Origin of the sequence: Microbacterium sp. UCD-TDU, from assembly GCF_000340625.1 — a bacterium.
Lineage (GTDB): Bacteria > Actinomycetota > Actinomycetes > Actinomycetales > Microbacteriaceae > Microbacterium > Microbacterium maritypicum.
Window position 1 is genome coordinate 202,723 of the sequence record NZ_KB454448.1, and the last position, 13,658, is coordinate 216,380.

Genomic DNA, 13,658 nt, shown 5'->3' on the forward strand with positions numbered 1-13,658 from the left:
GAGCGCTATCGGGCGGATCGCGGCGGTGCGGTCGATGAGCGCACGATGAGCTGAGGGTCGGTGGAGGGCATGTCGCCGACCGCATCGTGCCCCTCGATCTGGGCGATGACCCGGAGGGCTGCGGCACGGCCCATCGCCTCGAAGGGCTGACGGACGGTCGTCAGGGCGGGGGAGGCGTACGCGGCGAGGGCGATGTCGTCGACGCTGACCACCGACACATCGTCGGGCACGCTGCGGCCGGCCTCGTGCAGGGCGCGGATCAGACCGAAGGCCATCTCGTCGCTGCTGACGAACACGGCCGTCGCCTCGGGGATCGCCGCGATCGTGCGACCCGCGCGGTAGCCGGATTCGGGTGTCCAGTCGGCGGGGATCAGCGGCGGCGGCACGATTCCGCGATCGCGGAGCGTCTGCTCCCAGGCTTCGCTGCGCTGCTGCGTCTCGGTCCAGTAGTCGTCGCCCGAGACGTGCCAGACGGTCTTGTGCCCGAGGTCGAGCAGATGCTCGACGGCGAGGCGGGCGATCGCCCTCTGGTCGACGGCGAGCGGGGCGTCCTCATCGAGAGAGGTGCGCTCGCTCCGGGTCGCAGGTGTGCGCTCGGTCCGAGCCCGCATCGCAGGGCTCTCGAGCTCGACCGGCACGCCGAGGATGATGCCCTCGGCTCCTTGTCGCTCCAGTCGGTCGAAGGCCTCCAGGAACGCCTCGGCCGACGCATGGTCGGCGACGGCCGCCGTCGACACGGTGTACCCGTTCGCCGCAGCGGCCTGCTGGATGCCGACGCCGAGGGCCGCAGACGAGTACCGGTCGGTCGAGACGACGATCACGCCCAGCACGCGGGTGCGACCGGAGGCGAGGGAGGCGGCGGCGGCGTGCACGCGGTAGCCGAGCTCCTCGACCGCCGCCATCACACGCCTGGCGGTGTCGGGGCGCACGTTGTCCTGCCCCGACATGACGCGGGAGACGGTCTGCGTGGAGACACCGGCAAGCTGGGCGACATCGACCTGGCTGGGGGCGCGGTCGTCTCTCGGGCGACGAGGTGACATGTGCTCAATGGTAGCGATCAATCGGCGTAAATCCAGGAGGCGGCGAGTCGTGTGATGCGATAATGTGAACGCAAACACTCGTGCTTGGAGCGCTATGTCTGACCTTCTCGCCTCGGCTTTCGACGGCTCTTCCGTTGCCGTCGATGCCCCGGCCGCCGCGTCGCCGATCGGCGCGCCCACCCTGACCTGGCGCGACGGGGAGATCCTCCGCGACGGCGTCGCCCACCGCATCCTCGCGGGCTCGATCCACTACTTCCGGGTGCATCCCGACCAGTGGGAGGACCGTCTGCGCCGACTCGCCGCGATGGGCGCGAACACTGTCGACACATACGTCGCCTGGAACTTCCACGAACGCGTCGAGGGCGACGTGCGCTTCGACGGGTGGCGCGACATCGAGCGCTTCATCCGCCTCGCCGGAGATATCGGCCTGGACGTGTTCCTCCGGCCCAGTCCCTACATCTGCGCCGAGTGGTCCAACGGCGGCATCCCGTTCTGGCTCTCGGGGCGCGTCGCCGCGCTGCGCACCAGCGATGCCGGCTTCCTCGCAGCGGTCGACGCCTGGTACGACGAGCTGATCCCCCGGCTCGTCCCGCTCCAGGCCTCGCACGGCGGCCCGATCGTCGCGATCCAGATCGAGAACGAGTACGGCTCGTTCGGCAGCGATGCCGCCTACCTGGCGCACCTGCGCGAGGGGCTCCGCTGTCGTGGCATGGTCGAGATGCTCACGACCGCCGACGGCATCACGGGCGACATGATCGAGCACGGCAGTGTTCCCGGCGCCATGGCGACGTTCACGTTCGGCACCGGCGTCGCCCGGGCCGTGGAGCTGCGTCGTGAAGGGGATGCGCTCATGTGCAGCGAGCTGTGGGGTGGCTGGTTCGACCACTGGGGCGAGCGGCACCACGTGCGCTCCGCCGCGAGCACCGGAGGGACGATCGAGGAACTGCTCGCCGCAGGCGGATCCGTGAGCCTGTACATGGCGCACGGTGGGACGAACTTCGGCCTCTGGAACGGGGCGAATCACGACCGGGTGCTGCAGCCCACCGTCACCAGTTACGACTCGGATGCCCCCATCGGCGAAGACGGAACGCTCAACGAGAAGTTCCACGCGCTGCGGGCGATGTTCGCGCCGTTCCAGACATCCGGGCTCCCTCCGGTTCCGGCGGGCCCGCGGCGACAGGCCGCAGCGTCCGCACCGCTCGAGCAGCGAAGCTCCCTGCTGCAGCTGGTCGCCACTCTTCCCGTGACCGGAGAGGTCTCACCGCGCCCGTGCACGTTCGAGGAGCTCGGCGCCGAAGACGGCATGGTCGCCTACGAGGCGGATGTCTCCTTCCCCGCCGATGCGATGCTCACGATCGACGGACTGCACGATCGTGCCGTCGTGTTCCTCGACGCGCAGGCGCTCGGGGTGCTCGAACGTGACGGCCAGACCTCCCTCGCTCTGCCCGTCGAAGGCGGAGCGGGACGGCTCACGCTCGTCGTCGAGAGCCTCGGGCGCATCAACTACGGTCCCTACACCGGGGAGGGCAAGGGCATCATGCGTGGCGTGATGATCGGTCGTCGGCTGGTCAACGGCTGGACGCATCGCCTGGTTCCCCAGGAAGCGCCGACCGCGGCGCCGGGCCTCGACCGATCAGCGGAGGCATCAGACGGTGTCGCCGTCGCGTCCTTCGACATCGCCGAGCCGCTGGACGCCTGGCTCGCCTTCCCCGGGGGGTCGAAGGGGATGGTCTGGTTGAACGGCTTCCTGCTGGGGCGCTACTGGAAGGTCGGTCCGCAGGAGACGCTCTATGCGCCGGCGCCGCTCTGGAGGGCCGGGCGCAACGAGATCGTGGTGCTCGACACCGACGGCCTCGGCGCGACGGTCGAGATCCGCGACGAACCGTCGTTCGGGGAGACCGAGGAGTTCATCGGCTCCTGATCCGCTCTGTCGCATTCCGAGGCCCATCCTCCGCGCCGAGACCCATCGTCACCGGCGGCTGTGAGGGTGGGCCTCGGCGCTGAGTGTGGGTTTCGTCGCAGTAACAGTTCGAGGATGTTTGCGCTCGCTCCGTGAAAAGCCTTGATATTGAGGCGGCAGTCCGCTTAGTGTGATAGCGCAAACATCGATGAGGGTCGTCGATGATCATCTGCGACGCACCGGAGCGTCTGTGCTCCCGGCGTCACCCCGACCGAGAGGCAAGACGTGTCGAAACCTTCCCGACCGCCCCGCACCGCCGTCGCCCTCAGCTCCCTGCTGGCGACGGCGCTCGCATTCGGTGGCGTGCTCACTCAGGCGCCAGCCGCGCAGGCTGCCGACCTGATCCCGGTCCCCAAGGCCGACTACCGCCTGCATGCGGTGTCGAGCGAGTCGGATCCCTACCCGGCTCCGCCATCCCTCGACGGCACGGCCCTGGGCGCGTTCGACGGAGATTTCGCGACGCAGTGGACATCGCGGTACTCCGCCAACGCCCCGTTCCCGCACTGGATCGTCGTCGATCTGCAACGGTCGCTCTCGGTGAAGGCCCTCGACTACTCGGTCAAGAGGGGGCAGGGCGTCGCTGCGAAGACGGTCGAGGTCTACGTGAGCGATGATCCCGATGTCGCGCGCAACTCGCCTGCGGAGGGCGGGTGGGGCGCAGCCTCGGGAACGGCGACGCTTCATGCGCCGACCGCGAACGACGAGAAGCAGCGCATCACGCTCGACACGGCGAAGGACGGCCGGTACGTGGCCCTGCTCGTGATCGACGCGCAGGGGACCACGGGGGGTGGGGCCGGCGAGATCGAGGTCCTCTCCGACGAGCAGCTGCCGCCGATCGTCACCGAGCCCGAGATCCCCGACACCGATGAGACCGTCGAGATCGCCGATGGCGGCACGACCGCTGTCGTCTCGACGGAGTTCCCCCGCATCACCGGGTACCGAGTGGGCAGCGAGAGCATCGCCGGCCAGCGCTCCTCGGCGAAGACCTGGTCGGTCAACGGCACCGCCTACGCGTCGCAGACCACCTCGACGCCGTCGGCCACCGGAATCGACTACGTGTCGACGCTGACGGGTATCGACGTCACCGTGCGCAGCAGCATCCGCGTCGCGAAGGACGGCACCGTCGGTTTCGAGGTCACCGCGGTCGAGGGCACGGCGACCGTGACCACGCTCGGTCTTCCCGACAACGCCTTCCTCTCCGCGAGTGCCGCGGATGCCGGGTCGGTGCTCGATCGCACGGTGATCAGCCCCGACAGCACGAAGAATGCCGATGAGCACATCGCGGTGAACGCATCGACGGCGACCGGGCAGAAGGGTGCGGCCTTCGCATTCCTCGGCAACGGGGCTCTCGTGGGCAGTGTGATCACCAACGCGACCACCCAGGCCTCCGGCGGCACCGCATCGTGGAACACCCGCCTGACCACCCGCGTGACCGAGGCCGCAGGACGCACCGCCGAGATCGGCTCCAGCGCCTGGCTGATCCATCCGACCACCGCCGTCGACAGCCGGGTGACCACGTACGCCCTGCCCAAGGTGACCGTCCTGCTCGCCGCCGACCGCAACGCCGACGCGAGAGTCGACTGGCAGGATGCCGCGATCCGCTACCGCGAGGTCGACACCCCGCGTCTCGGTGCCGACCGGGTCGCCGAGCGCGTGGTCAGCCGCATCCCCTTCAACTTCGCCTCCAGCGCGACGAACTACTTCGACCTGGTGCTCGACAACACCAAGCGCATCGCGAACCAGACGGACGGTCTCGGCCAGTGGGTGCTCAACAAGGGCTACGGCAGTGAAGGCCACGACTCGGCGAACACCGACTACGGCGGGAACTACAACGAGCGCGCGGGCGGCCTCTCCGACCTGAACAACCTCGTCGACGAGGGCGCGAAGCTCAACGCCGACATGAGCGTGCACGTCAACGCCACCGAGATCTATCCGCAGGCGAACGCCTTCGACTCCGCGATCCTCGACGGCGCGGCCCCGTATAAGCCGGGCTGGAACTGGCTCGACCAGTCGTACTACATCAACCAGCAGACCGACCTCGGAACCGGCCGGGTGCTCGACCGCTTCCAGCAGCTGCGTGACGAGGTCCCCGGCCTCAGCGGCGTCTACATCGACGTGTACTACTCCAACGGGTGGGTCGCCGAAGAGCTCGCGGACGAGTTGAACGGCATGGACCTCGAGGTCGCGACCGAGTGGGGTGACAAGTTCGTCGACAGCACGGTCTGGTCGCACTGGCCGAACGACCTGGCCTACGGCGGCAAGGACAACAAGGGCATCAACTCCACCATGGTGCGCTTCATCCAGAACGGGCAGACCGACGTCTGGAACGACGACGCCCTGCTCGGGCAGCAGCGACTGATCGACGCCGAGGGCTGGGTCGGCAACCGCAACTGGGACGGCTTCGTCGACAACATCTGGAAGCAGAGCCTGCCGACCAAGTTCCTGCAGCACTTCGACCTGCTCACCTACGAGGCGGGCGCCGAGGCGACCCTGACGGACGACGTGGCGGTGCGCATGGACGGCAGCACCAGGGTCATCACGATGGACGGTGCCACGGTGCTGCGCGGTGACTCGTACCTGCTGCCGTGGCAGTCGCTGGAATCCAACCAGGACTCCGGCTCGCCCGTCGACGCCGACAAGATGTACTTCTACTCGGCCTCCGGGGGAGACAAGACGTTCGGGCTCACCGATGCCTTCCGCGGCAACACCGCCTTCGACGTGTTCGAGCTCGGCGACCAGGGACGCGTCAAGATCGGCACGGTCAACGCGGCAGGCGGTGAGCTGACGCTCAGCGCGGAAAAGGGAACGGCCTACGTGGTGGTGCCCCAGGGCGGTGCGCAGCGCGCGGCCGTCGAGTACCGCGACGCCGGCCTCGACGACCCCGGGTTCAACTCCGGCTCGCTCGATGTCTGGAACCCGCAGGGGGATGTGACGATCGAGCGCACCGACCTCGGCAGCGCGAAGAACGACTCTCGGGGCGACAACATCGCCGTTCTCGGCGCATCGGCGTCGTCGATCTCGCAGACGGTGACCGGACTCACGCCCGGGCAGCGGTACGCGTTCTCCGCGCAGGTGCAGATCGACCCCACCGCCACCCGTGACGTGAGCGTCTCGGTCGAAACCGGCTCCGGTGCGGTGACGCGCACCTGGAACCTCTCGCCGACGTACAACTACATGCGGGCCGACTCCAAGGCGGGCCAGTACTACCAGCGCGGCTCGACGTCGTTCCTGGCTCCGGCATCCGGTGAGGTCACCGTCTCCGTCGGTGCCGTCGCGGGAGACGCGAAGGTCCGCATCGACAATGCCCGCGTCTCGGCCGACACCACGGCGCCGTTCATGGCCGGCACGGTGTACTCGAACGACTTCGAGGGCAACGAGGCCGGCTGGGGGCCGTTCGTGAAGGGCGACGCCAACGGCATCGACGACCCGCGCACGAGCATCTCGCGCCGGCACGACCCATATGCGAGCAGCGACTGGCGCAACACCGCCAAGCCGTTCGACGCCGGCCCCCTCGCGGGACTCGCGGTGGACACGACGCTCAACGGCGATCACTCGCTCATGTCGCACTCCGAGAACAACGGAGTCGTCTACCGCACCGACCCGACGCTGGTTCCGCTGCAGGAGGGACACTCCTACCGCATCGGGTTCGACTACCAGGTCGGAGCGAGCGGCGCGTACCGCTGGCTGACCGGAACCGACGCGGTGGCTGGCGGCACGGTCACCTCGACCACGCTCAGCCGCACCGGGATCACGCAGGCACTGGAGACGACGGAGTTCACGCAGGACGTGATCGTCGGATGCGGCGACTACACCTGGGTGGGACTCGAGCGCGTCGGGGGACCGGACGTGGACTTCGTGTTGGACGACTTCACAGTCACCGACCTCGGCCCCACGACCGGCGGCACTCCCTGCGCGACGGTGTCCGGCGAAGCGGCTGTGCTGAGCCCCGATGCCCAGACCGCGTTCACGACCACCTTCACCAACAGCGAGTCCATCGCCGTCGAGAACATCGGCGTGCAGCTGGAGGTGCCGGAGGGCTACATGGTCGAGGTCGTCGACGGCTCGTCGAACCTGTTCGGCGAGGTCGCGGCCGGCGACAGTGTGGAGACCACTTGGCTGGTCACCGCACCGGCGGAGGCTGCGGGAACGACCGTCGGCATCGGGATCGCCGCGACGTACCTCGCGGACTGCGATGTGCGCTCGGTCACCACCACCCAGGAGGTGTCGGTGTCCTCGCGGGCCCGCATCCCCAACTCGCAGATCTCCGTGACGGCGAGCTCCGAGGAGACGTCGGGTGAAGACGGTGCGGCCGCGAACATGCTCGACGGCAACGCCGGCACGTTCTGGCACAGTCGGTGGAGTTCGGCGGCGACGTCGTACCCGCACGTGGTGACGTTCGACCTCGGCGCCGCCGAACAGGTCGACGGCATCTCGTACCTGCGCCGCGGTGCCAACCAGAACGGTCCGATCAAGGGCTACGAGGTCGCGGTGTCGACCGACGGACAGACGTACGCCCCCGTCGCCTCGGGAGAGTGGAAGAACGCCGCCGAGTGGCAGGACGTGGACTTCGCCGAGACCACGGCCCGCTACATCCGGGTGACCGCCACCTCGTCGATCTCGGGCACGCAGTTCGCCGCCGTCGCGGAGATGGCTGTGTACGGTTCGTCGGCCCCTCAGGACGGTCACGCACCCGAGACACGCCCCGACGACGACCTGAGCGACTGCAACCCGGTGACCGATCCGAAGCTCGGACTCGACGCCGACGCGGTGCGCGCCGGGGAGACCGTGGGCATGGCGCTCACGGGCTTCGGCCCGGGAACGACGGTGTCGGTCTGGCTCGACGATGTGAAGCTGACGGATGCCGCGGTCGACGGTAAGGGCGCGTTGACGACGCGTCTGCTGATCCCGGCGAACACGCAGCTCGGAAAGCACCGGGTGATCGTGCAGGATGCGGCAGGTGCGGAGCTGGCCAGCGCTTCGTTGAAGGTCGAGAAGGCGAAGCCGGGGAAGAAGGCGACCGTCACCCCTTCCATCGGATCGGTGGCGGCCGGGGCGACCCTGACCGTGCAGCTGAGCGGCTTCGAGCCCGACGCTCTGGTGCAGCTCTGGCTGCACTCCGAGCCGGTGCGCATCGGGGAGCTGACCATGTCTGCCGACGGTGAGGCTGTGGCGACCGTCACGATTCCCGCGGCGACACCCGCCGGTGCACACGCGCTCGTCGCTACCGACGCCCAGGGTGTCGAGCTGGCGCGCGGGGACCTCGCCGTCACTGCGGCGGCGGGAAGCGGCAACCTGGCGACCACCGGCGCGGAGGGGGCGATCTGGGCTGGTGCGGCTCTCGCGGCCCTGCTCGCGATGGGTCTCGGTCTGGGGCTGTGGCTGCGCAGGCGCCGCCACAGCTGATCCGCTGATGCAGAACGGCCCGGAGGGAATCCTCCGGGCCGTTCTGCTGTGCGTCCGGAAGCACGGGGGCAGTCGCTGCAGCAGTACCTGACATCTGAGCTGGCGCTCATCGCGTCCCGCCCCACCGTTCCTGAACTCTTGGCCGCTCTCGGGGAGAGACCTGCTGCACCGGCCATCTCGCCGGAGGCGATCGTCGCGGCGATCAGAGAGGGGCGAGACGACCGATGATCGTCGTCGACGCCTCCGTCGTGGTCGACGCGCTCTGCAACGTCGGTTCGAGCTCTTCACTTCACCGACTACTGGCCGATGAAGTGCTGCTCGCTCCCGATCTGCTTCCCGTCGAGGTGGCATCCGCGTTGCGCGGCTTGAACCGTGGAGGAGAGCTGACCGATGACGCGCTCGCGGCCGCCGCCGTCGACCTCTCGCGGCTGCCCGTTGGTCACGCATGACCGAAGGCTCGCGCGCGCGGCCTCCGGTCATTGCGTTGTCGAGGTGCCAGGGGACTCCGGTTGAAGGGTCAGCCCTTCACGGCGCCGGCGGCGAGGCCGGAGCGCCAGTACTTCTGCAGGGCGAAGAACAGCAGCACGAGCGGGATCACTCCGAGCAGCGCGCCCAGCATGACCGCGCCCTTGTCGGGGGCGAAGTAGCTCACCATGCCGTAGAGGCCGAGGGTCACGGGCTTCAGATCCTGACTCGAGATCATCATGAGCGGCAGCAGGAAGTTGTTCCACGTGGCCACGAAGATGAACAGGAAGATCGTCACCATCGCCGGACCCAGCAGGCGCATCACGATCGTGAAGAAGATGCGCGCCTCGCCGGCGCCGTCGATGCGGGCGGCCTCGAGCAGTTCGGTCGGCACCGATGATTGCGCGTAGACCATACCGAGGAAGACGCCGAACGGCGACACCGCCGAGGGGATGATGATCGCCCAGACGGTGTTGGTCAGTCCGAGGGCCTGGAACTCGATGTACAGCGGGACGGTCAGCAGCGCCACGGGGAGCAGGAGCCCCGCCATGATCACGCCCACGGCGATGCGTTTGCCGGGGAACGCGAACTTCGCGATCGCGTAGCCGGCCATCACGGCGAACAGGGTGCCGATGACGCCCGCGCTCACGGAGTACAGCATCGAGTTGCCCACCCAGCGCCAGAACAGTCCCTGCGTCCAGCTCATCAGGCTGTCGTAGTTGGTGTCGAGGTTCCAGCCGGCGAACCAGAAGCCGAAGGTCGAGGTGAGGTCGGTGTTGTTCTTCGTCGAGGCGACGATGAGCCAGTACACCGGCACCAGGAAGTACAGGGTGGCGACGACGAGCGCGATGATGCCGAACGCACGCGCGAGCGGGGTGGGCGCGATCGAGGGCGGTGGGGCGTCCACATCGCGCGGACGGCGAGGGCGTCGACGTGTGGATGCTTCGGTGGTGATGAGGCGTGTGGTGGTCATGCGTCGCCCTTCCGGCGCTGCAGCAGCGCGTACACGATCGCGAGCACACCCGCGATCAGAGCCATGAGCAGCGAGTAGGCCGATGCCGGACCGCTGCCGGACGGTGAGATCTCGCCCATCATCGTGTTGTAGGTGAGCATCATGGGGGTGAAGTCCTTGCCCATCCACGAGTTCGCGGCTTGCAGCACCACCGGCTCGTTGAACAGCTGGATGGTGCCGATGATCGACAGCAGCACCGCCAGGAGTGCGGCTCCCCGCACCAGTGGCACCTTGATCCGCATCGAGATCTGGAAGCCGGAGGCGCCGTCGAGGCGGGCCGCTTCATACAGATCGCGCGGAACAGCCTGCAGCGCCGACAGGAAGATGAGCATGTTGTAGCCCGTGTACGTCCAGGTCGTCATGTTCGCCATCGAGAACAGGATCGTGCCCGGAGCCATGAAGTCGGTGCCGTCGGGGAGGAACGGCAGGAAGGGAGACACCTCCGGCGTGTACAGATAGAGCCACATCATCGCCGCGATGATGCCGGGAACCGCGTACGGGAGGAAGAAGGAGAGGCGGAACAGCGTCGGGCGACGCACGATGAACGAGTCCAGCAGCAGCGCGAGTCCGAGGGCGACGAGGATCATCACGGGGATCTGCAGGGCGGCGTAGAGGACCACGCGCCCCATCCCGGTCCAGAAGGCTCCGTTGGTCGCGGCGGTGACGAAGTTCTCGAGCCCGACGAACGTGTCGACGAGCTCGCCGCCGCCGTAGAGTCCATCCCCTGCCGGCACCTGCGCGAAGAACGACGAGCGGATCGAGACGATGATCGGCACCAGGAAGACCAGCACGAACAGCACGGCGAACGGCGTCATGAACAGCCACCCCGTGAGGCCTTCGCGGCGGGTCCCGAACCGGCGCCGGCGGGTGGGGTCCGCGGGTATGCGCGCTGTCGGCGCCTGTGCCGCACCTCGCGTTTCGGTCACTGTGACCATGGTGTCGCCTCTCGATCTCAAGACGACGGCGGAGTGCACGATTGCGCGTGCACTCCGCCGTCGATCATCCGATGATGCCTTCTCGTCGACTTACTCCGCGACCGGAAGGCCGAGGTCCTTCAGCGAGGACACCGCGGTGTCCTGAGCCGTGGTGAAGATGTCGGCCACCGATGCGGTGCCGGCGACGGCTGCCGCGGCGGTCTCGTTCATCTTCGACAGCGTCGAGAAGCCCGGTGCATACGGGAAGTCGGGGTTCAGATCTCCGGTCGCGGTGGCGAGCTCGGCGAGCACGTCCTGGCCGCCGAACTGACGCAGCATCTTCTCGGGGGTCTCCACCTCGCCCTTGGCGGCGACGACGAGGCCCTGCGACGCGAGGTCGTCGACCTGCGTGTTGAACCAGTCGTTGAACTCCATCGCCTCGGCGGGGTGCTCGCAGCCCTTCATCACCGAGACGCCGGAGCCGCCGTCGGGGCCGCTCATGGCGCCGGCACCGAAGTCGGGGAGCTGGGCGACGCGCCACTGTCCCTCGGCCGGCGTGTCGTCGAGCGAGTCGAGCAGGAACCCGGCTTCCCACGCGGCCCCGACGTGGCCGATGAGGCTGCCGTCGTTGAGCGCGGCGGTGAAGCCCTCGCCCCACCGCTCGGTCGCGAGGGTCTGCTTGCCGTCGAGGAGGCCCTGCCAGAACGCGGCGACGCGCGCGGAGCCTGCTCCCTCGGCGTCGACCTTCCACTCGTCGCCGGCGGTGGTGAACCAGGTGTCGCCCGCGGCAGCCGACTGGGCGGAGAGCCAGTTCTGCGCCTCGTCGGGTGTGAAGGCCGTGACGTACTTGCCAGCGGCTGCGGCCGTGGCGGAGTCGGCCGTCAGGTCGTCGAGCGTCTTCGGTGCGTCGAGGCCCAGCGCCTGGAACTCGGCTTCGTTGTAGAAGTAGACGAGGGGGCCGGTGTCCTGCGGGAGGCCCACGATGGCGTCGCCGACCTTCATGCCGCTGAAGGCTCCGGCGGAGAAGTGGTCCTCGTACTTCTTGGCCTCGTCGGCGACGTCCTGCAGCAGCCCCTTCACGAACAGCTGCGGCACCTCCGAGTAGCCGGTCTGTGCGAGGCAGGGCCCGTTGCCGGCCTTCACGTCGGTCTCGAGCTTGAGGATCATGTCGCTCGACTTGCCGTCGAACTTCGTCGCCTTCACCTGGATGTCGGGGTGCTCGGCGTTCCAGCGGTCGACGATCTCGGACGCCGGTGTCATGCCCTCGCCGTCGGGGAGACGGTGCAGGTACTCGATCGTGATGGGTTCGCCGTCGGTGCCGCTGCCACCGGAATCGCCGGACGAGCAGGCGGCGAGGCCGAAGGCCGACACCGCGCCGACCGCGACGATCGCGGCAGTGCGGGTGAAGCGAGGGGTGATTGCCATGCTGTTCTCCTCTTTGAGGTCATGTTCCTGCGGATCGCCCTGGGCGGGGGAGTGACGCCGAGGCGCCGTCGATCACATGCACATCAAATCAGAAAATGTTTGCGCTCACAACCCCGGGATGATCACAACACAGCCGCACTCGTGCCGCTGAAAGGGAGCGCTGACATACCGCGTCGAGGCACTCGATGATCACGCCAGGTGCGCGCGGACCTCGTCACCGATGCGGATCACTCCGCCGCCGGGGGTCGAGCCGTCATCCGACGGCGTCCAGCCGGGCAGCAGCAGGCGTCCGAGGGTCGGCTCCTGCTGCGCGAGCGCTCCCGTGAGAGTGGTGAGCACCTTGGCGTCGCGCACGCCGGTGTCGGGATTCGCATGGGTCGCGAGGCAGCGCACGATGGGGCCGGCGGTCTGGAAGGTGAGATCGCCGACGCGAACCTCGCCGGTCCACTCGAGCTCCTGCCACGCAGCGGCGTCGTCGATCACGATGTTCGAGCGGAAGCGCCGGTCGTCGATGCCCATCCCGAGCGCTTCTCCCAGTGCGCGGACGCTGCCTCGGCCATGCACCGAGACGTAGCCGCGCGCGCGGTCGTGGAAGCGAGGCGTCTGCCCGTCGCCGACGAGCACGAGCGGGAGGCGGCCTGGCCGACGAAGGCGGCGCCCCTCCGGGGTCGCGAGGACGAACTCGGAGAGAGTATCCGCGAGATCGCGCCGTCCCTGTGCGTCGAGGTCGGCCTCCACGAGAGTCGCGCCGGCGTGCTCGATGCGGATGCGCCGCGTCTCGTCGTCATAGCGGGTGTGCAGCGCGGCGAGCCCGGGGAAGTCCTGCAGGGCGAGTCCCTTGGCCTTGGGCCAGTGATCGACGCCGTCGCGGTGCTCCGGCTCAGCGGCATCCGCGAATCGGAACGCCAGCACGCGGTCGCCGGCGACCCTGCCATCGGGTTGGACGGTCAGGGAATCGCGGTGCTCGGGAGTGAGCCCCTTGATCGGGTGGCGATAGAGGGAGACGACGCGGGCCATGAGGAGATCCTCTCAGCTGCCGAACCCCGCGCACGACGAATGAAGCACTGGTGCCGAGAGTGTCTCCTCGGCACCAGGCCACGACGAAACACCCGCACCACGTGCGGGTGTGACGAACAGAGGGGCGGTCAGGCCTTCTCTAGTTCGTCCTCGTCTTCGTCGGCATAGTCATCGGCCCACTTGTCGACATATGCGTCTTCGTCGGTCGGGTGAGCCAACTCGCGCTCGAGAGCGGAGTAGTTCACCGACGGACTGTACGCCTTGAGTTCGCGGGCGATCTTGGTGTGTTTCGCCTTCTGACGGCCACGGCCCATGCGCGAGACCCCCTCACGAGTTAAGCGGCGGGTGTGAAGGCCCGCGGCATTTTTCACGACACCGGTCTAAAGCCGGTAAGAGTAGCATTCAGAATAGCACGCGGGTAA

The 13,658-nt window shown here is 68.3% G+C and carries 9 protein-coding genes; 3 read left to right on the forward strand and 6 right to left on the reverse strand.

The window, feature by feature from the left end:
- Positions 1-5: 5 nt before the first annotated feature.
- Complete coding sequence (locus D514_RS36335) at positions 6-1,040, reverse strand: LacI family DNA-binding transcriptional regulator (RefSeq protein WP_017831332.1); 1,035 nt, start codon at positions 1,038-1,040, stop codon at positions 6-8.
- Between the two features lie 94 nt (positions 1,041-1,134).
- Between D514_RS36335 and D514_RS36340 the strand changes: the two genes are divergently transcribed.
- From D514_RS36340 to D514_RS36350, 3 genes are all read left to right on the forward strand, one after another.
- Complete coding sequence (locus D514_RS36340; RefSeq protein ID WP_017831333.1) at positions 1,135-2,961, forward strand: beta-galactosidase family protein; 1,827 nt, start codon at positions 1,135-1,137, stop codon at positions 2,959-2,961.
- 264 nt (positions 2,962-3,225) lie between these two features.
- Entirely contained in the window at positions 3,226-8,403 is a 5,178-nt protein-coding gene (locus D514_RS36345; protein ID WP_017831334.1) for an endo-alpha-N-acetylgalactosaminidase family protein, read from the forward strand.
- Positions 8,404-8,627: 224 nt separating this feature from the next.
- Positions 8,628-8,852 carry a hypothetical protein gene (locus tag D514_RS36350; RefSeq protein ID WP_017831335.1) on the forward strand — a complete coding sequence of 75 codons (225 nt, stop codon included), beginning with the start codon at positions 8,628-8,630 and terminating at the stop codon, positions 8,850-8,852.
- A 68-nt stretch (positions 8,853-8,920) separates the two neighbouring features.
- Here D514_RS36350 and D514_RS36355 read toward each other — a convergent pair whose 3' ends face one another.
- From D514_RS36355 to D514_RS36375, 5 genes are all read right to left on the reverse strand, one after another.
- Positions 8,921-9,841 (reverse strand): carbohydrate ABC transporter permease, encoded by a 921-nt coding sequence (locus D514_RS36355; RefSeq protein ID WP_017831336.1) that lies wholly within the window; start codon positions 9,839-9,841, stop codon positions 8,921-8,923.
- Positions 9,838-10,815, reverse strand: a complete 978-nt coding sequence (locus tag D514_RS36360; protein ID WP_017831337.1) for a carbohydrate ABC transporter permease — start codon at positions 10,813-10,815, stop codon at positions 9,838-9,840. The genes D514_RS36355 and D514_RS36360 overlap by 4 nt, the downstream gene beginning before the upstream one ends.
- Positions 10,816-10,905: 90 nt before the next feature.
- On the reverse strand, positions 10,906-12,219 hold the full coding sequence (locus D514_RS36365; protein WP_017831338.1) for an ABC transporter substrate-binding protein: 1,314 nt from the start codon (positions 12,217-12,219) through the stop codon (positions 10,906-10,908).
- 189 nt (positions 12,220-12,408) lie between these two features.
- On the reverse strand, positions 12,409-13,236 hold the full coding sequence (locus D514_RS36370; RefSeq protein WP_017831339.1) for an MOSC domain-containing protein: 828 nt from the start codon (positions 13,234-13,236) through the stop codon (positions 12,409-12,411).
- A gap of 128 nt (positions 13,237-13,364) precedes the next feature.
- The gene (locus D514_RS36375) at positions 13,365-13,550 is read right to left on the reverse strand and encodes a DUF3073 domain-containing protein (protein WP_017204296.1); all 186 of its coding nucleotides are present in this window, start codon (positions 13,548-13,550) and stop codon (positions 13,365-13,367) included.
- Between the last annotated feature and the right edge of the window lie 108 nt (positions 13,551-13,658).